Origin of the sequence: Pseudomonas sp. 008, from assembly GCF_016861935.1 — a bacterium.
Taxonomy (GTDB): domain Bacteria; phylum Pseudomonadota; class Gammaproteobacteria; order Pseudomonadales; family Pseudomonadaceae; genus Aquipseudomonas.
Genome location: NZ_BOMA01000016.1, coordinates 117153 through 143615 on the forward strand (window position 1 = coordinate 117153; position 26463 = coordinate 143615).

The following is a 26463-nucleotide window of genomic DNA, read 5'->3' on the forward strand; positions in this document are numbered from 1 at the left end:
GTTCCACGGGCAGAACGGGGCGGCACATCAAGACAGTGCGATCAGAATGTCACACTGGCGCTGAGGCGTGCCGTGCGCGGCTCGCCGACATTGACCGCCAGTTGGCTGCCGGTGGAGGACGGGTAGTACTGTTTGTCGAACAGGTTGTCGACGTTGAACTGCAGCGACGTCTTGTACCCGAACATCGGCGCCTCCCAGCGCACGAAGGCATCGGCGACGGTGTAGCTGCTCAGCCAGAAATCGTTGGCATTGTTGGCCGCACGCTCGCCGACGTAACGCGCACCGCCGCCTGCATGCCAGGCCCCGAACTCCGTGGGCACATTCAGGTGATGGGTAAGGTACAGGCTTGCGGTGTGCTTCGGCGCATCGGCGAGGCGGTGACCTTCGTCATCCGGATCGTCGAGGATTTCCGTGTGGGTGTAAGCGTAGGTGCCGATAAGGTCCCAGCGCTCGGCCACACGCCCGGTGATGTCCAGTTCCAGGCCCTGTGAACCGACTTTGCCCGCCGCCTCCGAGAGGCTGACGCCACCGACCGTCTGGGTGGTCACGACGTTTTTCTTCTCGATGTCGAACAGCGCCAGGTTAATGTTCAGCCCCGGCAGCGGATCGTACTTGGCGCCGACCTCATAACTGCGGCCCTCCTCCGGATCGAAGGTATGGCCGGCATCGTCGACTTGGGTATTGGGCTTGAACGAACGGCTGTAGTTACCGTACAGCGACAAGCTGTCGGTGGCTTTGTAAACCAGCCCCAGGAACGGCACGAAGGCATCGCCGTTATCGTCGCGGTTGACCTTGTAGCTGCTGCCGCGGCCCTGATCGCTGTACTGATCGAAATGCTGCTGGCGACCGCCGAGAACCAGGATCCAGCGGTCATCGAGGTGCCAGTTATCCTTGAAGTACACAGAGCTGGAGTTCAACTGGTTGCTCAGGTCACTTTGGCTGGCACTGACAAGGCTCGGCTCGGCCAGACGACCATAAACCGGAGAGGTGATGTCGAAACCTGACCGCGCGGTATTGCGGTAGGTTTTGCCACGGAATTGGTCGGACGCTTCGGTATCCGCGCCGATCAGCAAGTCATGGCGCTGGCCGAACAGTTCCTGCTGGCCGATGAAATCCCAGCTGGCGTAGCGGGTCTCGTCATCGTAGTGAGCGCCGTTGGCAGCACGTCGCAGGTTGTTGCCGGTCAACGAACTCGGCTGGGCAATCGAGAGGCTATAGCGGTCGTTGTTCCAGCCGTAGGTAACGCGGGTTTTCCAGTCGTCACTCAGTTGATACTCGAAACGCGCGGTAGCCAATTCACGGATACCGACGCTTTTGGCCCATTTTTCGTCGAGGCGCTTGTCGTAGTCGATGTCCGCCGGATGACCATTGGTGAACACCGTGCCACGGTCGAAGGGTTTGGAGTAATCGTTGTATTCGTAGCTGAGGGTCAGGCTGGCACGGTCGCCCGTCCAGGTCAGCGAGGGTGCAACCAGGGTGCTTTCATTCACGCCGTAATTGCGCCAGTAATCCTCGTGGCCGCGTTCGGCAATCAGGCGATAGGCCAGGCCGGTATCGCCCAGCGGCCCGGTGGTGTCCACGGCCATGGTGCCGCCGCCTTCGCTGTAGGCCGAGCCGCTCAGGGTCGTGCTCTGGGTGTATTCAGGCTTCTTGCTGATCACGTTGATCAACCCGCCGGGTTCCAGCGCGCCGTACAGCATCGACGCAGGCCCTTTGAGCACTTCGATGCGATCCGTCGTGGCGCTGAAGTTTTTCCCCAGGTTGGAACGCACGCCATCGCGCAGGATCGAGCCGTCATCGTTGGTGCCGAAACCGCGCTTGACCAGCGAGTCCCGGGAACCGCCCAGGGTGTTGCCCTGGCTGACGCCGCTGACGAACTTCATCGCGTCGTTCAGCGAGCGCACCTGATAGTCGGCCAGGCTTTGCCGGGTTACTACATTGACCGATTGCGCCTCCTCCTTGATCGGCACATCGCTTTTGCTCGCGGTGCTGGCTTGAGAGGTGGTGTAGCTGGTGTCTTGACTGACGCGACTCGCCTGAATATCAGTGGTCGGCAGTTCGATCAATTCCTGTGCCCACAAAGGACCGGCGAACATCACGCAGGACAGTGTCGGCAGCGCGTGTTTGATGAAAACCTTGCGGCGGGCAAAGAGGTGGGGATGGCTCAAGACGTTGCACTCAATGAGTTAGTAGTAATGATTCTCATTGTATGGTGCGATGTATTTCCAGTAAACACCTTCGCGGCTATTAACTAACGAGTTATTGCTCTGCCGCATAGATGATGGTTTGCGCGCTGTCTGCTGTCGCGGGCGGCCGGGTGAAGTATGTGTCACCGTCATCCGTGAGGATCTCGTATTGCACCTTGCCGGCGACACGGCTCGATACAGCGGCATGCTTGATGATTTTCAGCACCCGCTGAAATTTCACACTTTGGGTGCCGTTCTGGGCTGGCCCGGTGAGCACATTGACCGTTTGAAACCAGCCATCATTTTTTTTGTTCGATACCAGGGTGCTGGTCAGCGCCTCGAAACGCTCCAGCCGGGTGAAGCCCCAGAGCGTCTGTTCCTCGACCGTTTTGCCCTGCGCGGTAGAACCCGTAAACACAAACAGATTGATGGCCGGATTGTCTTCACAAAAGAAGTCATAGGGCACCAGCCCGTCGACCATTTTCTTGCCGGAAACGAAGCCCTTTTTATGAACCAGAAACATGACCACCTCCACGCTGAAACATCAGCAAACGCTGCGTAAGTTTGAGCGGGAAGTCTACTGAAACGGGGCGTACAGAGCCGTCAAGCCAATGTAATATCGTGTAAAGATCACGCCTGACGGGGCAAGCTGATTTCCACGGTCAGCCCAGCGGACGGCTCGTTGCGCGCCGCAATCGTGCCGCCGTGCATTTCCACGGCCCTTGAAGCGATCGCCAGGCCCAGGCCGAAACCGGCACTGGCCTCGCTCAAGCCACGCTCGAACGGGTGAAAAATGCTCAGCAGCCGCTCGTTTTCAACACCCGCCCCCTGATCGGTAATCCGCACCGTCAGGCAGTCTGCTTCGAGATTGACCTCAGCCGACACAACAACCGCCGTCATCGGTTTGGTATGGCGCACCGCGTTGCGAATGACGTTCTCGAAACACCGATACAGCAACTCGCCGCTGACCCGACTGACAAAGACCGGACACGCCTGCAGGCTGACCCGGCAACCTTTCATTCCCGCCTCGAATTGAGCATCCTCGACGATCACCGCCAGCAACTCGATGATGTCGAGTGGCTCGCGGTCGATACTCTCGGGCCGGCCTTGTATGCGCGCCAAAGTCAACAACGCCTCGATCAGCGCATCCATCCGTACCGACTCGCGCTGGATGCGCTCCACCATTTCCTGGCGAGCCGGTTCTTGCTGCAGCAACCCGATGGCCGCTTGCATGCGCGTCAATGGTGAACGCAGTTCGTGAGAGATGTCATGCAGCAGGTGTTGCTGGGCCTCCACCAGCAGCTTCAGCTGGTTGGCCATTCGATCGCAGTCTGCGGCCAGATCGACGATTTCATCGCGGCGTCTCCCCATCATTGGCTTGACCCGGGTTTCGAAGCGCCCCTTGGCCACATCGCTCATCGCCCGCCTGAGGTAGGCCAGCGGCCACGCCAGGTAGTACGCCATGTAGCCGCTGAACAGTGCACTCATCACCGTGCCGATGATCAGCGGGATCGAACGCCCCGGCCCTTGCTCACCTTCTTTGCCAAGGGGCTGTGAGGATCTGAGCGAGAGGGTCAGACCGTCCTTGCTGATGACCGTTCGTTCAAAGGCCGGCCGCAGAACCGGCGACCCGGCCAGCAGTTGACCGGCACTGCCATAGACGCCAATGGTTTCGTCACCGGGGTGCCGCCACACTGCCAGCAATTGTCCTCCCGACTCGACCCCGAATTGCCGCAGCAGCTGTTCCTCGCTGGCCAGGATGGCCTCCAAATGAGGATCGCCAGGCCCGTGATTACCCAGCACCAGAATGCCCACCCCGACCAGAAACGTCAGGCTGGTGGCGAGCCAAAACGCCAGGAACAGTTTCCAGAACAGCCGGCTGGGTTTCATCATTCGGCGATCAACAGGTAACCGAGGCCACGCACGCTCTGAATCCAGGCCTTGGCGTCAGGGCGCGGACCGAGCTTCTGGCGAATGCTGCTGATGTGCACGTCGATGCGCCGGTCGTAGCGGGTCAAGGGACAGCCCAAGGCATTGAGCGACAGGTCCTGTTTGCTCACCACCTGCCCGGCACAGCGGGCCAGCTCTTCGAGCAGGCTGAACTCGGTACTGGTCACCCCTAGCTCGCGCCCCTGCCACTGGGCCTGGCGCTTGCCGGGCCACAAGACCAGCGGGCCGGTCATGATCACTTCTGAGACAGGTTGTTCCGCCGGCTGCACCCGACGCATGATTGCCCGCAAACGCGCCACCAGTTCCCCCGGTGAACTGGGTTTGGGCACGTAGTCATCGGCCCCCAGTTCCAGGCCGGTGATCTTGTCGATGTTGTCGCCACGGGCCGTGAGCAATACCACCGGCACCTGACTCACGGCCCGAATGCGCCTGAGCACCTCGATGCCCGAAAGGCGCGGCAGCATCACGTCCAGCACCACAATGCTGTAGCGCCCGGACAGCGCTTGAATCTCGCCCTCCTCGCCCGTGTGCACGGCAGTCGCCTCGAAGCCTTCACGCTCCAGGTATTGGCTGAGCATTCCTGTCAGTTCCTGGTCATCGTCGACGAGCAATACGCAGATCATTGGCGGGCTCTTGAGTGGGGGCCGCGCATTATCGCCCTTGCGCTGCACAGCGTCATCGCCCCGGGCAAACCTTTACCTAACTTGACACTTGGTTAACCGCATCAAACGCACCGAGCTTTTATGCTTCACCTCCACCAGCCTGCTCGCTTCGCGGTAACTCGTCTTGCTGTGAGATATCCGCGCCCGCCTACGCTGCTTGTCGATGTGTTCTGGATAAGATCTTGATGAATTTTTCGCGCCTGCTCTGCTCGGCTGCACTACTGCTCAACGCCTCACTTGCGCACGCCCAAGGCTTCAAAATTTCCGATATACGCATTAATGGCCTGCAGCGGGTTTCCGCCGGCAGCGTGTTCGGTGCATTGCCGTTGAACGTCGGTGATGAAGCGGACGATCGTCGCCTGGTGGAATCAACCCGTGCATTGTTCAAGACCGGTTTCTTTCAGGATATCCAGCTGGGGCACGACGGCGATGTTCTCATCATCACGGTGGTCGAGCGCCCCTCGGTCGCCAGTATCGAGATCGAAGGCAACAAGGCGATTTCCACAGAAGACCTGATGAAGGGGCTCAAACAATCAGGACTGGCCGAAGGCGAGATTTTCCAGCGCGCCACCCTCGAAGGTGTGCGTAACGAGTTGCTGCGCCAGTACGTCGCTCAAGGCCGCTACTCGGCCTCGGTCGATGCCGAGGTGATCGCGCAACCGCGCAACCGCGTGGGCCTGAAAATAAAAATAGATGAAGGCTCTGTAGCGGCGATCCAGCACATCAACGTGGTGGGCAATACCGTATTTACCGAAAGTGAATTGACCGATCAATTCACCCTCAAGACCAGCAACTGGCTGTCGTTCTTCAAGAACGACGACAAGTACGCCCGGGAAAAACTCTCCGGTGACCTGGAACGCCTGCGCTCCTATTACCTGGATCGCGGCTATATCAACATGGACATTACCTCGACCCAAGTGTCGATCACCCCGGACAAGAAACACGTCTACATCACCGTCAACATCAACGAAGGCGCGAAGTACACCGTTCGTGACGTCAAGCTCAGCGGTGACCTGAAAGTGCCTGAAGACCAGATCCGTTCCCTGTTGCTGGTTCAGCAAGGCCAGGTGTTCTCCCGCAAGCTGATGACCACCAGCTCGGACTTGATCACCCGTCGCCTGGGCAACGAGGGTTACACCTTTACCAACGTCAACGCGGTCCCCAACCCGAATAATGACGACCATACCGTCGATATCACCTTCGTGGTCGACCCGGGCAAGCGGGCCTACATCAACCGCATCAACTTCCGTGGCAACACCAAGACCGACGACAAAGTGCTGCGCCGTGAAATGCGTCAGATGGAAGGCGGCTGGGCCTCGACCTACCTGATCGACCAGTCCAAGACCCGTCTTGAGCGTCTGGGCTTCTTCAAGGAAGTCAACGTCGAGACGCCGGCGGTGGCGGGTGTCGACGACCAGGTTGACGTGAACTACAGCGTCGAAGAGCAAGCCTCCGGTTCGATTACCGCCAGCGTCGGTTTCGCCCAGAGCTCTGGCCTGATCCTCGGAGGTTCGATCACTCAGAACAACTTCCTGGGCACCGGCAACTACGCCAGCCTGGGCCTGACTCGCTCTGACTACCAAAGCAAGTACAACTTCGGTTTTACCAACCCCTACTTCACGCCGGACGGGGTGAGCCTGGGCTACAACCTGTTCTACAACGCCACCGACTACAACGATTATTACAGTGACGGCGTTTCCTACTACTCCATCAACAGTTATGGTGCCGGCACTTCACTTGGCTACCCGATCAATGAAACCTCACGGCTGAGTTTCGGCCTGACCGTGCAACACGACAGCATCGAGCCAGGCACCTACAGCGCCGATGAGATCTACGATTTCATTGCGCGCGAGGGCAAGGAGTTCAACAACTTCAAGGCCAACCTCGGCTGGTCGGAATCGACCTTGAACAAGGGCGTGCTGGCCACCCGCGGGCATTCGCAGAACCTCAACCTGACGGTGACAGTGCCCGGCAGTGATCTGAGTTTCTACAAGATCGATTACACCGGGCAGACCTTCCTGCCGATCAGCAATGCCACTTCGCTGCGTTTCCACACCAAGCTCGGTTATGGCAACAGCTACGGCTCAACCGACGGCCTGCCCTTCTATGAAAACTACACGGCCGGTGGCGAAGGTTCGGTGCGCGGTTTTGAGAGTGGCACCCTCGGCCCGCGTAACACCCCGGCCACAGGCACCTATGCCAGTGCCGGCCAGGCGTACTACTCCGATCGGGACTCCGACGCATTGGGCGGCAATATCCTCATCACCGGCGGGGTCGAATACCTGTTCCCGATGCCCTTCATCAAAGACAACAAATCTCTGCGTACCTCGGTGTTCTGGGACGTCGGCAGCGTCTACTCCAACAAGTGCTACCTGAGTACCACCCAGGGTTGCGACGGTGTCGACCTTGGCGAGTTGGCCAGTTCCGTGGGGGTCGGTGTCACGTGGTACAGCCCGATGGGGCCCCTGAGCTTCAACCTGGCGTTCCCGGTCAAAAAGCCTGAGAACGCTGATACCCAAGTGTTCCAGTTCTCCATGGGGCAGACTTTTTGAACCGGTGAGTCCGCAAGCATTCCACTTCGTTGGCGCACTGACACGATGTGCAGAATGTGGGACAAGCCCGCCCCCACAGGTTTCGCGCTGCCCCCCTTGCATCATGGCGCTCTCAGTCAACTCTGGCCGCTGTGCTCAAGCATCACGAACGTCCGGGAATTAAAGTCGAAGTGCCAGGGGAGCTACCCCGGCTCACAATTCCAAGAATAGAGCCACTTCGATGAGCCTGAAAAAATCCCTGCCAGTATGCCTGGCACTCAGCTTCGCATCGCTTGCCGTACCAGCAGCAGAGGGCCCTCCACCACCGTCGGTGAGTGAACCCAGCGGTATCAATCTGGGCGGCACCAGTTTCTACGACGGTTTCGCGGGGCCGCCCGGTCTGTCCCACCTGACCTATCTGAAATTCAGCACCGCACGCAGCATCAGGGACAATGCAGGCAAGGATAATGGCGCCTTCGATAATCCGAAGATCAACGTCATCTCGCTGATCAACCAACTGAGCTATTACTCACCCGAGACCATCGGCGGCGGTGCACACCTGGGCTGGAGCTTATTGGTGCCCATCATCTCCCTGGACGGTGACTTTGGCGACAACGGTGCCAAGCTCCAGGATAACGGCACAGGGCTTGGTGATGTCACGGTAGGGCCGCAGATCCAGTTCGACCCGATCGTCGACGCCCACGGCAGGCCCGTGTTTGTGCAGCGTCTGGCTTTCGACACCATCCTTCCAACCGGCAAATACGATAAACATAAAGACCTGAACCCAGGCTCCAACTACTTCTCTCTGAACCCTTACTGGGCCGCGACCTGGATGCCGGCGCCTCGTTGGGAAGTGAGCTGGAGGCTGCACTACCTGTACAACTTCAAGAACAACGATCCGGCGAGCAGTTCGACGCAACTTTTCGAGGGCCAGCCTGTGCGCGACACCCGGGCAGGACAATCGGCGTGGGCCAACTTCACGGCCTCGTATGAAGTGGTCCCCAACGTATCCGTCGGGATCAACGGGTACTACTTCAGGCAAATATCAGATGACGAGGTTAACGGAGGTCGGCTGAGCAACTCTCGGGAAAAGGTGCTGGGCATTGGCCCGGGCCTGTTCTGGAAAATCAGCGATGGCCAGGGCTTCTGGCTGAATACCTATAAAGAGACCGGCGTCGAGAACCGCGCGCAAACGGATTACGCCGTCCAGATCCGATACGCCCACACATTCTGACCGATGTGCGCCCACTCGTGCATGAGCGGGCCCTTTTACCCGAGGTGATGTTTCATGAACGCGCTCGACTCCATTGACAGTAAAAAATCATTGGCCGCTATCTGCCTGATGATGGTCATTTCCTTAGGGACGTTGCAAATCCAGCCTATTCTGGGCGGAGCCTTTATCGACCAACTCGGTTTGCCACTGAATGCCATCGGCGCCATTTTTGCGGCAGAACTGATTGCAATGGCCGTCGCCTGCGGCGTTTGCGCCATGTTGATGGCCAGCGTCGACCGGCGCCGCTTTGCCCTGATTGCCTTGCTGATGCTAGTACTCGGCAATCTGGCCAGTGCTCAACTGCATAGCCAGGGGTTGTTACTGATCTGCCGAATGATATGCGGCGCAAGCGGTGGCGCGGTCATGGCCGTTGTCTATGCCACCGCAGCCCTGCGCACATCCAAGGATTCGACGTTCGCGGTGATAAACATCGGCAACCTGCTCTGGGGGATGCTGCTTGTGAGTTCCATGCCGGTGATTCTGAAATCATTCGGCGTGGCCGGGGCGTTTTATCTCTTGGCCATCGCCAGTGCCCTGGCGATGGTTGGTAGCTGGAGAGTGCCGAGGAGCTACCCCGAGGCACATCGGGCAGCGAGCGGCTCGATCCCGCCTTTCGGGCTCACATCGATCTTACTGCTGATGCTTTTTACGCTGCTGTTTTTTGGCCATTCCGCACTGTGGGTTTACCAAGAGCGCATCGGTAAAAGCATTGGCCTGGAACCGCAACAGATCGGTGGAATACTGGGGGGCAGCATCCTTGCCGGTGCCCTTGGAGCGGCACTGGCCGGACTTATCGGCAGACGCCTTGGGTTGCTGTTTCCGCAACTACTGAGCTTCGGCACGGCGCTGATTGCGACTCTGGTCATGGTCTATGGCAATACCCCTGTCGCATTTGCGGTCACTGCCTGCCTGATCCATGCAGTATGGTTTTTCAGTCTGCCTTACTTACTGTCCATGGCGGCCGAGCTGGACCCTTCCGGCCGACTGGCCGGGCTGGGTAACGCCGCGATTTTCGTTGGTCAGGGGCTCGGCCCGTTTGGCGCGGCACTCGTGGTAGGCGAAGGGCAATTCCGCGCCGTCGGATGGCTGGCGGCCTCGGCCTACCTGACAGCCCTGGTTATCTCGTGTCTGCTCGTTGCACGTTTTCGTCGTGACGCGAAGCCTTGCACCACAGCACTGTCGCCTCAGTCGACCTGACCTGATATCAAACAGGAACCCCGTCAATGAACAATCGATACCCATCTTCAGAGGTTATGCCGATGACCACCCCGTTTCCCCAAACCCCTGAATTTTCCGGCGCGCTCTATGCACCCAGTCGGATAGAAGCCGAGGTGTTCGACCTGGAGATTGAAGGCACCCTTCCCGCTTCGATCCGTGGCGCTTTTTATCAGGTTGCGCCAGACCCGCAATACCCGCCGATGCTGGGCTCGGATATTTTCTTCAATGGCGACGGAATGGTCAGCGCGTTCTACTTTGCCGATGGCAAGGTGTCGATGCGACGTCGCTACGTAATAACCGACCGGTTGATGGCTCAGCGCCGCGAAGGTCGCTCGCTCAATGGAATCTATCGCAACGTCTACACCAATGATCCACTGGCGGCGAAGAACAACACCACCGCCAATACCAGCGTTGTCGCTCATAACGGTGTGCTGCTTGCACTCAAAGAAGATGCCATGCCCTGGGCAATGGATCTTGAAACACTGGAAACCCTCGGCGAGTGGCATTTTGACGGGCAGATCGAATCAGCGACGTTCACCGCCCACCCCAAGCTCGACCCGGTAACAGGAAACCTCTTGGCCTTCAGCTACGAAGCCAAAGGTGACGGCACACCTGACCTGGCCTATTTCGAACTGTCGCCCGACGGAAAGCTGTTGCACCAAATCTGGTTCCAGGCGCCGTACGCGGCCATGGTTCATGATTTCGCGGTGACTGAACACTACGTGGTGTTCCCGCTGATTCCGTTGACGACCGACCTCGAGCGTATGAAGAAAGGTGGCCAGCATTTCCAATGGCAACCCGATCTGCCTCAGCTCTTCGCCGTCGTACCACGCAATGGGCGCGCGGAGGACGTTCGATGGTTCAAGGGCCCCAAGGACGGTTTCCAGGGCCATACGCTCAACGCGTTCGATGAGGGCGACAAGGTTTACGTAGACATGCCGGTCACCGGCGGGAATATCTTTTACTTCTTTCCCCAGGCCGACGGTCATGTCCCGCCACCCGAAACACTGGCGGCCTGCCTGATGCGCTGGACCTTCGACCTGACCAGCACGCAGGAGGACATTCAACCGCAGCCATTGACGGATTACCCCTGCGAATTCCCAAGGTGCGATGACCGCTACATCGGTCGAAAATATGAGCACGGCTTTGTGCTCGCGTTCGATCCAGAGCGCCCGTACAACCCCGCGAATGGGCCGATTCCGTTTCAATTCTTCAATCTGCTAGCCCATGTGAACCTGAAAACAGGCACCACCGATGCCTGGTTTCCCGGTGACAGCGGATGCTTCCAGGAGCCCATTTTCATTCCGCGCTCCCCTGATGCGCAGGAGGCGGATGGCTACGTCGTTTCCGTTCTCAATCACATCGCGGACGGTCGCAGCGAGCTTGTAGTTCTGGATTCTCGTGACATGGAGAATGGCCCCATTGCACGAATCAAAGTGCCGTTCCGGATGCGCATGTCGCTACATGGTTGCTGGGTGCCGAGCAAACAATGACCCCATGGGCGACCCACTGAAATGACAGGAAGCCTGTGATTCACCAGGCCGGGATACGGCTCCTGCCCTGACCTTCCAAACACGTCACTGTCTCGTATTGCCTGTTCCGGAGGGTCGGCAAAATGCTGCCAAAAATACATAAAAAAGCATAATTCCTGCATTTTGGGATTTTTAATAAATCCCGCTTTACAGGATTAATCTCCACAACTAGATTGAACCTCAACCGCCGCGGCTTACCTGCCGCCATAGCTACATGAGCAGTGCCGAGCTTCTTTGCTCCCTGCGCATGCGCTGATCCTCTATCAAGGAGCACTCAATGAAACTCGCGAGCTTTATTGTTCAAGGCCGTAGCACCTACGGCGTCGTCGATGGCGAGCATGTCATCGATCTGGAGTCGGTCAAGCAAACCTTCGGCACCGATCTCAAGCAGGCTATCGCCAACAATCGCCTGGCCGAACTGAGCCACGAGGTCCTGGCGAGCCAGCCTCGTATCCCATTGGCTGAAGTAACTTTTCTACCCGTCATCCCGAACCCGGGCAAAGTGCTGTGCATTGGCATCAACTACGCCACACACGTACGTGAAACCGGTCGTGAGATGCCGACCTACCCGATGATTTTCACTCGTTTCGCTGACAGCCAGACTGCCCACCTGCAACCCATCGTTCGCCCGAAGGCCTCGCACAAGCTTGATTTTGAAGGCGAGCTTGCGGTGGTGATCGGCAAACCGGCGCGTCACGTCAAGCAAGCCGACGCGCTGGACTATGTCGCCGGTTACGCCTGCTACAACGACGGCAGTGTCCGCGACTGGCAGAAACACACCATTCAATTCGTGCCAGGCAAGAACTTCCCGAACACCGGCGGCTTTGGCCCTTGGCTGGTCACCCGCGACGAGATCGGCGATCCACAGGACCTGGAACTGACTACCCGCCTCAATGGCGAAGTCATGCAGCACACCAGCACCAGCGACATGATTTTCGATGTCCGCGCACTGATCGAATATTGCTCCACCTTCACCGAACTGGCCCCCGGCGATGTGATTGTCAGCGGCACCACCGGCGGCGTCGGCGCGTTCCGTGAACCGCCGGTATGGATGAAACCGGGCGATGAAGTCGAGATCGAAATTTCGCGAATCGGCATCCTGCGCAACAGCATCGTCGACGAGCAGTAAGCCATGGCCACACTACGCGAATCGGAACAATTGCCGGTGCAGGATATCGACAGTAAAGGTTCTAGCCTGGAGCGCATGCTGCGGGTACTCGATCTGTTTACCGAAGAGAGTCCGATCTGGGCTGTCGATGACATGGGCGGTGCATTGGGGTTTACCCGTTCAACCATCTACCGCTATGTGCGCGAACTGGCCGAGGCCAACTTGTTGTTCCAGGTCGGGGCCGGACGGTACGCCCTGGGCGCGAGAATCATTACCTGGGACCGTCAGTTGCGACTGAGCGACCCTTTGGTGCGCGCCGCACAATCATTGGAGCCAAGCCTCCCACGCTGGAGCGAGCAACAGATCTGGCTGATCTGCCGCCTGTTCAAGGACCAGGTGGTCTGCATTCATCAATACGGCGATTTGTTCAGCGAGGTCAGCTACTCACGCGGCTCACCGAGGCCGTTGTTCCTGGGCGCGACCTCCAAGGCCATCCTCGCCAACATGACCTCGCGTCAACACAGCCAACTCTTCCTGGAAAACCCCGATGAGGTGCGCGCCAGCAATCTTGGTCAGACCTGGGAACAGTTCCGCCGCTCGCTGCAGCGTCTTCGTCATCAGGGCTATGTGGCCAGCGCCGGCGAAGTCGACGCTGGCGTCTATGGCCTCGCCGCTCCGATCTTCGATGGCGATGGCAAAGTCGTCGCCAGCATCAGCTGCGTGCGCCCGATTCAGGAACGTGACAGCACTCAGGAAGAACAGCAAGGACAGCAGATCCTTGCCCTGGCGCAAAACCTGTCGCAACTCATGGCTGCACTCGCCAACCGCCCCAAGCCATTGGACTGAGCCATCCGGAAGGGAACAACAATGACACCCCTCAAAAAAATCAGTACGCACGTCTTGATCATCGGCGCCGGGCCCACCGGGCTGACCCTGGCCAACTTGCTTGGCCAAGCCGATGTGGACACCTTGATCATTGATCGCAAGCCGGACACCGTGACCGAGCCGCGGGCCGTTTCGATCGATGACGAATCCTTGCGCACCATGCAGGCCGTCGGACTGGATGAAGCCGTGTTGCGAGATGTAGTGCCGGGCTATGGCGTGCACTATTTCACTCGGCCCGGTGGCCGCTGCTTCGGCAAAGTCGAGCCCACCGGCAAGTTGTACGGGTTCCCCAAGCGCAATGCATTTCGCCAGCCACTGTTTGAACACACCCTGAAAACGGGCCTTGAGCGCTTTGCCAACCTGAAGGCCCGGTTCAGCCATGAGCTGCTGGAATTCAGTCAGGATAAGCATGGCGTGCGCGCACTGATCCGTGACGCAGACGGCGAAACTGTCGAAGTCCATGCGGCCTATCTGGTCGCCTGCGACGGTGGTCGTAGCCCGGTGCGCAAGCAACTCGGAATCGAGATGGTTGGCTCGAGCTTCTCCTCGCGCTGGCTGGTGGTCGACACTGATCAGGATGACGATCCGTTCTGGCAAACACGTGTGTACTGCGATGCACGCCGTCCCGTCGTTGAAGTACCCGGCCCCCACCGCACACGCCGCTTCGAGTTTCTGCTCAAGCCGGACGAAACCGATGAGCAGGTACTCGGCGATGCTCGCCTGCAAGCGTTGCTTCATCCCTTCAAGGGCAACACCCCGGCGTCCATCGTGCGCAAGACCGTTTATACCTTCCACGCCCGGGTTGCCGAACGGTGGCAAGTGAACCGCGTGTTTCTCGCCGGCGATGCCGCGCATCTGACCCCTCCCTATGCCGGACAGGGCATGAACAGCGGTGTTCGCGATGCCCATAACCTGGCCTGGAAACTGATCGGCGTGCTGAAGGGCAAAATGGCTGAAACGGCTCTACTGTCTTACGAAAGCGAGCGTCGCGATCACGCCTGGGCACTGATCAGACTGGCCTTGAACCTCGGCGTGGTCATGGCGCCGGCAACTGTCTTGCGCGCTCGTTTGATCAGCGGTGCATTTGCTTTGATCGGCCTGCTGCCACCGTTGCGGGACTATTTCCTGCAAATGCGCTTCAAGCCTAAACCCCGATTCACCAAAGGGCTGGTACTGACCGAAGGTAAAGCCGGGAAACTGTCCTGCGGGCACATGTTCCCTCAACCGATGCTCACCGATGCTCAAGGCCAGGAATTTCTGCTCGATGACTCGATCGGTGCAGGCTTCGCCTTGATTCAGTACGGCGACCACAGCCGCCAACGCATCGACGAACTCCAGCATGGCTTGTGGTTCCACCTCGAAGCCAAGCGCATTCTGATCCTTCCCGAGCCTGTCGAAAACATGCCTTCGATGCCTGGCTGCACGGTGCTTCATGACCGCCAGGGTTTGCTCAAAGAAATACTGGGCGATTCAAACACGTTCTTGCTGCTGCGCCCGGATCGCTATATCGCCGCCATTTTCGATAAGGCCGGCGAAACAAAGGCTGCCGAGTCGCTGCAGTCGTTGTTCGGCATCGCGCAGGCGCGAAACCAGACAGCCGAGTCGAGTATCGCGCCGGTCTTTCCCTGAACCCTTAAAGCTACGGAGGTGTTTATGCAAACCCTACAGACCTGCACCCCTGCACGCCTGTGCTACCTGCATCTGGCAAGCAAAGAGCCGCAACGACAAATCGATTTCTACCGGCGCATGCTAGACATGGAAGGCCTGGCACAGCCCGATGGCAGCTGGATACTCAGTGGCCCGCAACGCGCCATGCTCGTGTCGCCCGCCGATCACAGCGGCCTGCTCGCGGCGGCCTATGACCTGGGCGATCAGGCTCGGCTGGGAGAACTGCGCGCTCGCCTGAACGAGAATGGCTGTGCTGTCGAAGACATCGACTCGCCGTTGCTCGAACCGGATGCCTTTGTGCTTCGTGACCCTCAAGGCCGACAAACGATATTTGGCGTGTCCCGCATTGATCCCGGTGTCGACCGTCAAGGCATGCCGGGCCGCTTGCAGCACGTGGTATTCCAGACCACTGAACTGGAAGCCATGATCGATTTCTACGTCAATAAGGTCGGGTTTACGGTATCGGACAATGTCGTCGACGAGCAGACCGGCCAGCTCATGGTGTGCTTCCTGCGCTCGGACGATGAGCATCATTCGCTGGCATTTTTCCGTGGTACGAAAAACGAATGGGATCACCACTGTTACGAAACCAATGAATGGAATGACATCCGCGACTGGGGTGATCGCTTCGCCAAGGAACGCATCACCATTTTCTTCGGCCCCGGCCGGCATGGGCCGGGCAACAATCTGTTCTTTATGGTCGTCGATGCCGATCGCAACCGCCTGGAGTTTTCCGCCGAACTCGAAATGACCGATGCCGCCCGCCAACCCGGTGTCTGGCCGCAGGAGGAGTACACACTCAATTCCTGGGGGCGCGCCTGGATCAGAAGCTGAGCACATTTCTTCAGACAAGGTTTTGCATCATCCATGTCCTTAATCGACGCGGCCACCTGCCTCCAAAGGTAAGACTATGACGACTCAACATTTGCCCCTCTACGCCATCAATGGCGACCAATACATCAATGGCACCTGGCGTACAGGTCGTTCCTCGCGGCGCCTGGATGACCGTAACCCTTTCAATGGCGAGCAACTGCTGGAAATGCCACTGGCCTCGATTGCCGATCTCGACGATGCCTATCAGGCTGCACATCGTGCGCAAACAGCGTGGGCACAGCTGCATCCGACACAGCGCAGCGCGCAACTGGAGAAACTCGCTCACGTCATCCTGAACCGCCGCGATGAAATCATCGACTGGCTGATTCGTGAGTCCGGCAGCACGCGCATCAAGGCGAGCATGGAATGGCAGTTCACCCTGAACCTGGTGCGTGAGTGCGCAACGTTGCCGATGCAGGTTGAAGGACGGATCCTGACGAGCTACAAGCCCGGTGAACAGAGCTTTGTCTTCCGTGAACCGCTGGGTGTTGTCGGGGTGATCAGCCCATGGAATTTTCCGTTGTACCTGAGCATGCGTTCGGTGGTCCCGGCACTCGCGCTTGGCAACACAGTGGTGCTTAAACCCGCCAGCGACACGGCAGTAACAGGCGGCCTGCTGATTGCTCATTTGTTCGAAGACGCAGGCTTCCCGGAGGGTTCGCTCAATGTCGTGGTCGGTGCAGGTTCGGAGATCGGCGATGCCTTCGTCGAACACCCGGTGCCAAGCCTGATTTCCTTCACCGGCTCAACCGATGTCGGTCGCAATGTCGGCCGGATTGCGACTGGCGGCAAACACATCAAGCGCGTTGCGCTGGAGTTGGGCGGCAATGCTCCACTGGTGGTCCTGGATGATGCGGATATTGATATAGCTGCGCACGCAGCAGTGGTCGGGCGTTTCCTGCATCAGGGCCAGATCTGCATGAGCGTCAACCGGGTGATCGTCGACCGCTCGCTGTATGCGGACTTCACCGCGCTGGTGGTGGAGCGAGTGCGCAAGCTCAAGACCGGCGACCCGGCCCACCCAGACACCGTGATTGGGCCGGTGGTCAATCAGAACCAGCTCGATGGCCTGTTGCGTAAAATCGATGCCGCCGAGAACGCAGGCCTCAAGCGGTTGTGTGGCGGCCCAGCGTCCGGGTTGGTGTTGCCTGCGCATGTCTTCGGTGAAGTCGGGGCCGATCAGGAACTGGCACGTGATGAAACCTTCGGGCCGTTGCTGCCGCTGCTGATCGCAGAAAACGAAGCGCATGCGTTGGAGTTGGCCAACGCCAGCGAATATGGCCTGTCCAGCGCGGTATTCACCCAGGACATGGCCCGAGGCTTGAACTTCGCCCGTGGCATCGTGGCCGGGATGACCCATATCAACGACATCACCGTCGACGACCAGCCCAATGCGCCCTTCGGCGGCGAAAAGAACTCCGGCCTCGGGCGTTTCAATGGTCACTACGCCCTGGATGAATTCACCCGCGCCCATTGGGTCACCTGGCAACCGGGGAGCCACCACTACCCTTTCTGACTCTTGATCGATACTGACCGGACTAAAATTGGGCAAGTGTTGACCCACTTGCCCAATCAACAAAAACAATAAGAAAAGAGGCGAAAAGATGAGTCATTTAGCCTGTGTGTCCACCGATCAAGTTGTTCGCTCCGACCGGCTGATGAAGTGGAAAGAGTTCATGAGCGATCACTTGGGTCGCACGCCGGACTACATCAAGCGTCTGGAATCGACATTCATCGACCCGTTGCATAACAGCAACTTTCAAGGTCGGCTGGAATATGGCGATCTGGGTCAGCTCGGCTTCTGCCGCATGACCGCCAGTGCCCATCGCTACTCACGCCATCTGAGCAAAGCGGTCGACTCACCCGATACACCGCGCATGCTGATTCTGCAGATCGCCGGCGTCAGTCATTTCGAACAAGGTCGGCACAGCAGCGCATTAGCGCCTGACGAGATGCTGTTGGTCGACAGCGGCCAGCCCTTCAGCGTCACCAGCACTCAAGGTTGCGAACATCTTATCCTGCTCTTCAAGGGTCCGGCCGGACAGCCACCGCAAGCAGGCGATGTTCACCTGAACGGGCGCAATGGATTGGGCCGCATGTTGATGCATCTGATCAGTGATGCGTACAGCCAGTACCCACTGCTCAACAATCATTCGGCCGAACTGATCGGCAACAGTATCGTGGGGCTTCTGGATAACGCCCTGAAGAACAAACAGGAAGAAAAACAACTCGAACACGATTTCCGCTTCTTCAAGCAAAACCGCCTCAAGGCGTATATCGAGCGCCACCTGGCCGACCGCGACCTGACCATCGAGCGCATCGCCAGCGTCGAGCAGTGCTCGGTGCGCAGTTTGCACCGCGCATTTCAGGAGGAGCTCGGCTGCAGCATCAGCGAATACATCTGGCAACGGCGCCTGTCGCGCTGCGCCGAAGATCTGCGCAGCCGGGAACATGCCCATCGCTCACTCACCGACATCGCCTTTGCCTGGGGCTATGGCAGCAGTGCTCATTTCAGCAGACAGTTCAAATCGGCGTTCGGCATGTCGCCCAAGCTGTTCCGCGATACCCAGGCCCGCTCCTGACGCCGGTAAGTCAAGCCATTCATGAGCCATCCGGCCCTTGACCTTGCATCACCTGCTGCTCGCCCATTGTGATGCGGGTGCACAACAGGTACTGGCCCCGCAAAACACATTCACTTGGGAGGTAGATGTGTCCCGCCACAAAGTCTGCGTAAAATACGGCGTCGATGCCGAACCCAATACAAAAACAGACTCATCACCCCTGTGATCAATACCACCGGTGAATTGTGGCTCCCCCCTACTTTCAATGCCTGAATGATCAACCATGAGCGGGAGTTCACGGATCTCAACTGCCCGTACAAAGACGCTTTGCAGGTTGTGTCTGTCGATCTCGCTGCTGATTGCCTGTCACGCGAGTGGCGCGCCCTTGCCGCTCGAACTGTATATCCCGGACGCTCCACCCCTGACGTTCGTCGATGGCTCCAAAGGCCACGGCATGGTCGGCGAGGCCGTGATGACCGCCATTGCCAACGCCGGCTATATCGCGCATGTCCATGTGCTTCCCTGGGCCAGATCGCAGAAACATGTCAGCGAGAATCAGGACATCCTGATCGCCCCTTTGTCACGCACGCAGGAACGTGAAGATCGCTTCACCTGGATCGCGCCAATCATGTCCATGGAGCGTGCTTTTTTCAGCCTTGACCGGCCGGTGAGCAGCTTCGAGCAGGCGAAGCAAACCTACCGGGGAATCGGCGTCGGCCTGGGCAGTGCGCAGGAGGAAATCCTCCGTGAACAAGGCTTCAGCGACGAGCAGATCCACCCCCTGACCATTGGCGACAACCCCGCGCAGATGCTCTTGAAAGGTCGCATCGATGCCTGGTTCAACGGTGTCCCGGAGAGTCGATACATCTGGCCGAAAGTGTCTGAGCGTACACTGCACATGAGCCCCGTCATGAGCAGTGCGCAGCTCTATCTCGCTTGCTCAAAGCAGTGCTCCGCTCAACTGGTGCAAGACTTGCGCGCGGCGGTTGAAACGCTTCGCGATGACGGCACCCTGGCGCGCATACAAAAGCGCTATTTGTCGCCATAGGAGTTCTGAGGGCACGCGGCTAAACCCATTCAAGGCAGGCATCCCTCCTCCACTGGCGCCTGCAACCCCATGAACCGCCGCACTCGATGAGCCTCGGGCTGCTCGCGGATCGCCTGTGGCGAGGCATCCAGCTGAATGTGGCCGTTTTCCATGAAGATCACCCGGTCGGAAATCGACAGGGCAAAATCCATCTCGTGGGTGACAATCAGCAGGGTCATGCCTTCGCGGGCCAGGTGGCTGATGACCGTGAGTACTTCGCCGACCAGCTCCGGATCCAGCGCCGAGGTCGGTTCGTCGAACAGCAGGATATCCGGGTCCATGGCCATGGCCCGGGCAATCGCCACGCGTTGTTGCTGGCCGCCGGACAGTTGATGCGGATATTTGTGGACATGTGCTAACAGGCCGACCTTGTCGAGTAACTGGCAGGCGCGTTGTTCGCTCAACACACGACCGACACCGTGATAACGGGGAGCGAGGCTGATGTTGTCCAGCAGTGTGCGGTGCGGGAACAGGTTGAAGCTCTGGAACACCATGCCGATGCGCCGTACACCCTGACGAAGCCGACGGCCATCCGGTTTGTCCCAGGCATTGATGAAGCCCTCCCCGAACAACAGGATTTCACCCTGATCGATGCGCTCCAGGCCATTGACCGTACGAATCAGCGATGTCTTGCCGGAGCCGGACGGGCCGATGATCGAAATCACCTGGCCACTTTGTACCTTCAGGTCGATGCCCTTGAGCACATGATGATCGCCGTAGCGTTTGTGCACGCCCTGCAGTTGCAGGGCCGGGGCGGCGCCTTTGGATGGCGGCTTGAGCTTGCTCGATAGAACAGGCGCCAGACTGTCACGCAGCGCTTGTGTCGAGGCGCTGTCGAGGGTTTGCGGTGTCCGCAGGTTGAGGTCCAGGTAGCGTTCCAGACGCTGCAGGGCAAAGCCGAACAGCGTAACGATCAGCACGTAGTACACACCCACCGCCGCCAGGGTTTCCATTACCAGGAAGTTCTGCGCATACAGGCGCTGGCCGACGGTCAACAGTTCGGTCAATGAAATCACCGAGATCAACGAGGTCAGTTTGACCACCGTGATGTATTCGTTGATCAAGGTCGGCAGTGAGATACGAAAGGCCTGGGGAATCACAATCAGCCGTTGCAGGCCGAGCAGACCGATACCCAGGGCGCGGCCGGCTTCCTTCTGGCCCTTGGCGACCGAGATCAGCCCGCCACGATGAATTTCAGCCATGTAGGCGGCCTCGGTGACCACCAGCGCCAACAGGCCGGAATAGAACGGTACCGACAGCACCGGCCCGGCACCGGGCAGCAGCTGCGGCAGGTTGTAGATGAAGACCACCAACACCAGCAGCGGAATGCTGCGAAAGAACCAGATGTAGAGTGACGCCGGCAGGCGCAGCCAGGGCGAGCCGGACAGCTTGGCTGACGCCAGGATGAAGCCCAGCAACATCCCCAGGAACCAGGCCAGGGCGCTCAGTTCGATGACGGTCAGGCTCGCCGCCCAGAAGTCAGTCTTGGAGAACAGCGAAATAAAGTAAGACCAGTCGAATTGCATAGACACCTCGTGCTCGCCGCGCCCTCGACCGAGGGCGCGGTTTCAGCCATTACTCGGAGACCGGTTCCAGGTCGTATTTTTTGAGAATGGCGGCGTACTCACCGTTGGCCTTGCTGTCGGCCAGCGCCTTGACCAGCGCCTGATAAGTAGCGTCGGCGTCTTTCTTCACGTAGATGCCCAAGGTCTGCGGGTAAACCAGCTTCTGCGAACTGACTACGACCCGCCCGTTGGTGCGCTGGGCGATCATGTGCGCGGCGCCGGCGATTTCCACCTGGGCCTGAATGTTTTTCGACAGTAGCGCCTGCGTCACTTCGGGAGCCGAGGGGTATTCGTTGACGGTGATCGCGCCTTTGTTGTTCGGCACGCAGTAGTCGCTGGACAACTGGTTGAACTTGGCGACCCAGGTAGTGCCCTGCTCCAGGCCGATCTTCAGGCCGCACAAGTCCTCGGGAACCTGCGGGCTCAACTCGCTGCCCTTGGGCACCATGATCGCCGCGCCGGTATTGGCGTAGGCGATGGTGCGGGCCTGGAGCTGGCGCTCGGGGGTGATGTACATGCCGGAAATGATCGCGTCGTAATGCCCGGCGTTGAGGCCGTTGATCAGATTGGGGAACTTGGTGTCGACGAAGTTGGCCTTGACGCTCATCGCCTTGGCCAGGGAGTGGGCCAACTCAGGATCGGAACCGACCACATTCTTGTCAGCGTCGTAGGACTCGAACGGTGGGTAGGTGATTTCCATACCGACCTTCAACACACCGGGGGTCGCGGTGCTGGCGAAGGCGGCGTTGGCGCAGAACAGGCCAGCGGCTAGCAGGCTCAGTTTGGTCAGGGCGAAGTGGCTTTGCATGGTGGGAAGCTCCGTGGGTTGTTTTTTTAGGAATGAGAGGTGGTGTTCTTCAGATGGCCGAAACTCGATGGCTTTCGGGCCCGGGACGGCAGCTCAAGCTCGCCGTTCTCCACGCGTTTGCGCAGATACTGGTAGGTCTGCAAGGCCTGGCTCCACATGTGTTCGCCAATCGCCAGCGCCTCGTACTCCCGGTCATCCCTGGCGAATGCCGGCAGCGGCTTGATCAGCGTGTGATAGTCGCAGGCGTAGAACAGCGGGAAGCTGTAGCGCTCCTGAGCAACCTTGCGCACCCGGTGGGCAGTGGCGACAAAGGCACCTGCGGTCATGACTTCCAGCATGTCGCCGATGTTCACCACGAACGCGTCGGGTAGTGGCGGCGCGTCGATCCACTGCCCCTGATCATTGAGCACCTCCAGCCCCGGTTGATCGGCGTGCAGGATGGTGAAGCACTCGTAGTCGGTATGCGCGCCGATGCCCGGAGCGTCGACGACATCGGCGTCGAAGGGGTAATGGATCAGCCGCAACTTGGAGGGTGGGCGAGTCACCAGCGCGTCGAAGTAACCCTCCTCCAGCCCCAGGGCCAAGGCGAAGCCATCGAACAGCCGGCGGCCTAGCGCGAACACCGCCTGATAGTAGTTTTGGACCGCGCTCTGGAAGCCCGGCACGTCGGGCCAGTGGTTCGGCCCCAGCAGCGGTGTACGGTTGAGGAACAGCGGGTCATCCGCTGGCACTTCGAAGCCGATATCGAACGCTTCTTTGTGATCCGGCTTGCCCTTGGAATACACCTCCTCGCCTTCGGGCACGAAGCCCTTGTGGCTTTCCGAGGCGCCGATGTAGTGGCGCATCTTGGCGTCCAGCGGTTGCGCAAAATAATCCCTGGCCGCCTGGCGCAGGCCCTCGATCAGCGCCGGATCGATGCCGTGCCCGGTGATGTACAGAAAGCCCACATCGCTGGCGGCGCGGCCCAATTGCTCGGCCACGGCCAGGCGATGCTCCAGCTCGATGCTGAAGAGTCCGGCGATGTTCACCACCGGAATGCTGCTGAAGTTGGCTTGGGTTGGCGAGGTGTTACGCATGGCGGGCTCCTTCACGGGTGAAACGGTCGAAGTGTTCGCGCTCGGTGCGGGCCATCCACTGGTTCAAGGTCCAGAGGTCGGCCACCGGCATGTTGGTGAAGGGCAAGTGATGCAGATAACCGTCGGCACCGAACTCCGGGGTCAAGGTGCTGACCGGGTAGCCACGTTCGCGCTGAGCGGTCCAGACGGCCTCCCAGTGGCGCTGGTGGAACGCCAGTTCACGGGCATATTCCGGGGCGGCGGGATGGGGGACTTGCGGGCCTTGGTCGTAGCCGACCCGAGCCTGGATGTGATGCACGCGCTCGACGAAGGCCGAAAGATCGTCGGCCGGATCGTCCAGCAGTCGCTCACAGCACACCACCCAGTGGCTGATGTCACTGGTGAAACGCAGGCCCGGCAGTTGGCGGATCAGCTCCAGGGTCACCCAAGGGCTGTAAAGGGAACGGGCGCGATGCGTCTCGAAACTGCAGAACACGCCATGCCTGGCGGCCAGTTCCATGGCCTGGCCGAAAAATTCGACCTGCAATGCCTGCGGCCAGCGGTCGTTGCCTGCCAGCAGATTGACGAAACGTGGGGTCAGCTCCGAAGCCCAGCCCAGTTTGCGATCTATGTCGGCCAAGTGTTGAGTGGGCGTGGCGCTCTGGTCGGGCAATACATCGTAGGCACTGAACAGTGTGCAGATGTAGGGAACTTGATTACTGCGCAGGAAAGCGCCGAACTCGCCACGCTCATCGGCCTGCAGTGGCAGGCGCGCTTCGAGGCCATCGAAGCCGGCGGCGAGCAGTTCATCCAGGGCCTGTGCCTTGCTGGCGGTATAACCCCATAACGTGCGGAAAATTTCTAGCTTCATGCATTCCTCTCGGCTGCGTCAGGCCACCCGCTGTCTGGGCTGGCGTTACTGGGCAGTCGAAAGAAGTTGCTGCAGGCCGCGGCTCTGATGGCTGCGGTCCCGTGTGACGAATCCTAAGGCTAGGGCGACAAGCGATTGAATAGGCTGCAGCAAATAGTTAGTTCAGAAATTCATGAACTAACGATGCCGGATTTTCTCGCGTTGTGTAAGCCGCAATGCGATCCGTAGCAGCTGTCGAGCCTGCGTTCGCTGTAGCAGCTGTCGAGCCTGCGAGGCTGCGTTCGCTGTAGCAGCTGTCGAGCCTGCGAGGCTGCGTTCGGCTGCGCAGCAGTCGTAAAACCAGAACTCGCGGTGTGTCAGGTAGACCGCATCAGCCGGATTCACGACTGCTTCGCAGCCGAACGCAGCCTCGCAGGCTCGACAGCTGCTACCAAGCGCGCGCCCGGTGCGGATGGGCACGAACCAGAACAGAGCACGGCGGCTCTGCCATTCCCGCGACTGGTGCGTTGCTCGCCTGTGCGGCCTTCACAGCCCTGTAGCCATCAGATGCAATTCTCCTTCCACCGCGGGGTGACAGGCTGATCCGTTGTCGAACGCAAAGGCTGGCAAACAACTTGCTTAGGCTTTTGATCAGGCTTGAGCCATCAACACCGATGGTTTGGCAAACATCTCGGACAACGGCGTCCGCTCCCCTGCCCATTGCGGCAGGAGAGCGTGCGCCGTTTTTGCTTTCATCCCGGCATCAGAAGGAAATCCTCATGTCCGCTCAAGGAATGCACCCACCGGGTCACGCCATCGTTCATTTGCGCAGCGATGGCGGCACATCGCACCCGGCCGGCACATCATTCGCCAAAGCCTTGTTCGAACCTGGCAGAGCCCTGCTCGAACGCAGCAGGATCGGCTTCTGGCTACCGCTCGGATTAGCCCTCGGCGCCTGTGGTCTCGCACTGGCCGAACAGCCCGCAAGCGCATTGGCCCTGATACCTGGCGTGCTGTACCTGGGATGCGCCTGGCAGCTTCGCGAGCGTCATCAACGCCAACTGCAGACATTCTGGGACACGGAACTGGCACAACTGCTGCGCAGCTCCCAGGATGCCGAACCCGCGACGCTGCTGGTGGCCGCCAGCCTGCAACTGCGCAACAACGAACGCTTGCGCAGCGAAGTGCAGTTCGCCAGCCGTGCCCTGGAGCAGATGGCTCAGCAAGCCCGCGACCAGGGAGAGGAACAGAGCCAACGCATTGCCATGATCGCCGCCGCCAGCGAACAGATCGATCAGACCCTGCACAGCATCGATGCCTTGGCCAAGGGCGCGCTGGCAGCCTTCGCCAACGCTCACACCCAGAGCGAAACCGGTTGCCTGGAGGCGCGCTCAGTGGGTGACAGCATGCGCGTCATTCAGCACCGCCTGGGCAATACCGCACACGCCGTGGAAGCGTTGCTGCAGCGCACGACCGCCGTGGAAAGCACGGTCAACAGCATTCAGGCATTGGCCAAACAGACCCAGTTGCTGGCACTCAATGCCTCCATCGAGGCGGCCCGCGCCGGCGAGCACGGGCGCGGTTTCGCCGTGGTCGCCGATGAGGTCCGCAGCCTGGCCCAGGCCACCGACCGGGCGACCCATGAAATCACCAGCGCCGCGACGGCGATCGCCATGGCCGTGCGCCAGGTGGATGGCGAGGTCAAGGAACACCGCGATCTGCTGGCCGCCGGGAGTGAACAGAGCGAGCAGCTCGCCGCCAACCTCGACGACCTGGCTCAACATAGCCAGAGCAATCTGCAACAGCTCGGCGCCATGCAACAGGCGCTCAGCAAGCATCAGCTAGCCAATCATGCCCTCAGCGAACAGTTGCAACAGGTCAATGGCGCGGTGCAGGAACAGAGCACGCAAACCAATGCGCTGCACGACCTGACCCGTTATCTCAACCAGCTCACCGTCGGAAGCCGCCCATGAATCCAGCATTCGCCACAGCATTCGACGATGGGCCATCCCGCCAAGTCCGTCTGCCACAGGGTGATACGGGACTAAGGCAGGCGCTGTTGCTCGGTCTCGACCTGCTGCAAGGACTACAGCAGCATCGCGGTCTCGGCGGACAAGTCACCCGCGAGGCGCAACAACGTTGCCAGGCATTGGGGCACGCGCTCGACCAACGCTGGAGGGAGTGGCCGTATTCCGCACAGTGCCAGGCCTGGAGTGCGTTACGCCGCGACCCGACGGATTTCGATGGCCATTGCCGATTGCTGCAGGACCTGCTCGGCGCCATCCAGCACCTCGAACTGCAACGCTGTGCGCTCAGTCTGGCGCGCCCGAGCATCGCCGCGCGCTGCTGGGAACTTGAAGAGCTGGGACGACTGCGCGGGCTGTCGGTACGCGCCGCCGCCCATCGAAGTTGCCCATTGGAAATGCTGATTCAATTGCAGTACCTGCACGAACGCTTGCTCAAGCACGCTCCCCATTCGTTGCACACTGCGCTCGAACAACTGCAACGCTGCCTGATAGGTACAACCACCGTGTCGATCACTCCGGCGCAGTGCTACGCCCTCCTCACCCCATTGCTCGACGAACGCCTGGACGCTATCCGCCGGGATCTGGATTGAGGCTGCCGTCACCAGAACAGAGATCCGCAACAGC

At 59.5% G+C, this 26463-nt stretch carries 21 protein-coding genes; 13 read left to right on the plus strand and 8 right to left on the minus strand.

Going from position 1 to position 26463, the window contains the following annotated elements:
- Window positions 1-41: 41 nt before the first annotated feature.
- The 4 genes from JUI81_RS27140 to JUI81_RS27155 all read right to left on the minus strand — a co-directional run bounded on the left by JUI81_RS27140 (window position 42) and on the right by JUI81_RS27155 (window position 4759).
- Window positions 42-2168 carry a TonB-dependent siderophore receptor gene (locus JUI81_RS27140; protein WP_204125395.1) on the minus strand — a complete coding sequence of 709 codons (2127 nt, stop codon included), beginning with the start codon at window positions 2166-2168 and terminating at the stop codon, window positions 42-44.
- A gap of 91 nt (window positions 2169-2259) precedes the next feature.
- A complete protein-coding gene (locus JUI81_RS27145) occupies window positions 2260-2709 on the minus strand; it encodes a hypothetical protein (RefSeq protein WP_019578705.1) in 450 nt (149 codons plus the stop codon).
- 107 nt (window positions 2710-2816) lie between these two features.
- A complete protein-coding gene (locus tag JUI81_RS27150) occupies window positions 2817-4079 on the minus strand; it encodes an ATP-binding protein (protein ID WP_204125396.1) in 1263 nt (420 codons plus the stop codon).
- Window positions 4076-4759: a response regulator transcription factor gene (locus tag JUI81_RS27155; protein WP_204125397.1), complete on the minus strand. Its 684-nt coding sequence runs from the start codon at window positions 4757-4759 to the stop codon at window positions 4076-4078. Before JUI81_RS27155 ends, JUI81_RS27150 begins: the two co-directional genes overlap by 4 nt.
- 224 nt (window positions 4760-4983) lie before the next feature.
- On the opposite strand from JUI81_RS27155, the gene bamA reads away from it, so the two are divergent.
- From bamA to JUI81_RS27210, 11 genes are all read left to right on the plus strand, one after another.
- Window positions 4984-7350: an outer membrane protein assembly factor BamA gene (gene bamA / locus JUI81_RS27160; protein ID WP_204125398.1), complete on the plus strand. Its 2367-nt coding sequence runs from the start codon at window positions 4984-4986 to the stop codon at window positions 7348-7350.
- Between the two features lie 220 nt (window positions 7351-7570).
- Complete coding sequence (locus JUI81_RS27165) at window positions 7571-8563, plus strand: transporter (RefSeq protein ID WP_204125399.1); 993 nt, start codon at window positions 7571-7573, stop codon at window positions 8561-8563.
- Window positions 8564-8617: 54 nt separating this feature from the next.
- The gene (locus tag JUI81_RS27170) at window positions 8618-9799 is read left to right on the plus strand and encodes an MFS transporter (RefSeq protein WP_028940725.1); all 1182 of its coding nucleotides are present in this window, start codon (window positions 8618-8620) and stop codon (window positions 9797-9799) included.
- 62 nt (window positions 9800-9861) lie between these two features.
- On the plus strand, window positions 9862-11313 hold the full coding sequence (locus JUI81_RS27175; RefSeq protein ID WP_028940726.1) for a carotenoid oxygenase family protein: 1452 nt from the start codon (window positions 9862-9864) through the stop codon (window positions 11311-11313).
- A 316-nt stretch (window positions 11314-11629) separates the two neighbouring features.
- Complete coding sequence (locus JUI81_RS27180) at window positions 11630-12481, plus strand: fumarylacetoacetate hydrolase family protein (RefSeq protein WP_028940727.1); 852 nt, start codon at window positions 11630-11632, stop codon at window positions 12479-12481.
- 3 nt (window positions 12482-12484) lie between these two features.
- Window positions 12485-13306 carry an IclR family transcriptional regulator gene (locus tag JUI81_RS27185; protein ID WP_204125400.1) on the plus strand — a complete coding sequence of 274 codons (822 nt, stop codon included), beginning with the start codon at window positions 12485-12487 and terminating at the stop codon, window positions 13304-13306.
- Window positions 13307-13327: 21 nt separating this feature from the next.
- A complete protein-coding gene (locus JUI81_RS27190) occupies window positions 13328-14974 on the plus strand; it encodes a bifunctional 3-(3-hydroxy-phenyl)propionate/3-hydroxycinnamic acid hydroxylase (protein WP_204125401.1) in 1647 nt (548 codons plus the stop codon).
- 24 nt (window positions 14975-14998) lie between these two features.
- Window positions 14999-15847, plus strand: coding sequence for a VOC family protein (locus JUI81_RS27195; protein WP_204125402.1), 849 nt, complete (start codon window positions 14999-15001; stop codon window positions 15845-15847).
- A gap of 76 nt (window positions 15848-15923) precedes the next feature.
- Complete coding sequence (locus tag JUI81_RS27200; protein ID WP_204125403.1) at window positions 15924-17402, plus strand: aldehyde dehydrogenase family protein; 1479 nt, start codon at window positions 15924-15926, stop codon at window positions 17400-17402.
- 88 nt (window positions 17403-17490) lie between these two features.
- The gene (locus tag JUI81_RS27205; RefSeq protein WP_204125404.1) at window positions 17491-18468 is read left to right on the plus strand and encodes a helix-turn-helix domain-containing protein; all 978 of its coding nucleotides are present in this window, start codon (window positions 17491-17493) and stop codon (window positions 18466-18468) included.
- Between the two features lie 262 nt (window positions 18469-18730).
- Window positions 18731-19495 (plus strand): ABC transporter substrate-binding protein, encoded by a 765-nt coding sequence (locus JUI81_RS27210; protein WP_204125405.1) that lies wholly within the window; start codon window positions 18731-18733, stop codon window positions 19493-19495.
- A 29-nt stretch (window positions 19496-19524) separates the two neighbouring features.
- Here the strand turns inward: JUI81_RS27210 and JUI81_RS27215 are convergent, their stop codons facing one another.
- The 4 genes from JUI81_RS27215 to JUI81_RS27230 are packed head-to-tail and all read right to left on the minus strand — an operon-like array spanning window position 19525 to window position 23833.
- Window positions 19525-21060 carry an amino acid ABC transporter permease/ATP-binding protein gene (locus tag JUI81_RS27215; RefSeq protein WP_204125406.1) on the minus strand — a complete coding sequence of 512 codons (1536 nt, stop codon included), beginning with the start codon at window positions 21058-21060 and terminating at the stop codon, window positions 19525-19527.
- 49 nt (window positions 21061-21109) lie between these two features.
- Complete coding sequence (locus JUI81_RS27220) at window positions 21110-21907, minus strand: transporter substrate-binding domain-containing protein (protein WP_096480308.1); 798 nt, start codon at window positions 21905-21907, stop codon at window positions 21110-21112.
- A gap of 26 nt (window positions 21908-21933) precedes the next feature.
- A complete protein-coding gene (locus JUI81_RS27225) occupies window positions 21934-22983 on the minus strand; it encodes an isopenicillin N synthase family oxygenase (RefSeq protein ID WP_204125407.1) in 1050 nt (349 codons plus the stop codon).
- Window positions 22976-23833 carry a sugar phosphate isomerase/epimerase gene (locus JUI81_RS27230; RefSeq protein ID WP_204125408.1) on the minus strand — a complete coding sequence of 286 codons (858 nt, stop codon included), beginning with the start codon at window positions 23831-23833 and terminating at the stop codon, window positions 22976-22978. The genes JUI81_RS27225 and JUI81_RS27230 overlap by 8 nt, the downstream gene beginning before the upstream one ends.
- A 1385-nt stretch (window positions 23834-25218) precedes the next feature.
- Here JUI81_RS27230 and JUI81_RS32320 point away from each other — a divergent pair.
- Both JUI81_RS32320 and JUI81_RS27240 read left to right on the plus strand, forming a co-directional pair.
- Window positions 25219-25785, plus strand: coding sequence for a methyl-accepting chemotaxis protein (locus JUI81_RS32320; protein ID WP_374707277.1), 567 nt, complete (start codon window positions 25219-25221; stop codon window positions 25783-25785).
- 86 nt (window positions 25786-25871) lie between these two features.
- Window positions 25872-26429 carry a hypothetical protein gene (locus JUI81_RS27240; RefSeq protein ID WP_204125432.1) on the plus strand — a complete coding sequence of 186 codons (558 nt, stop codon included), beginning with the start codon at window positions 25872-25874 and terminating at the stop codon, window positions 26427-26429.
- Window positions 26430-26463: the final 34 nt, after the last annotated feature.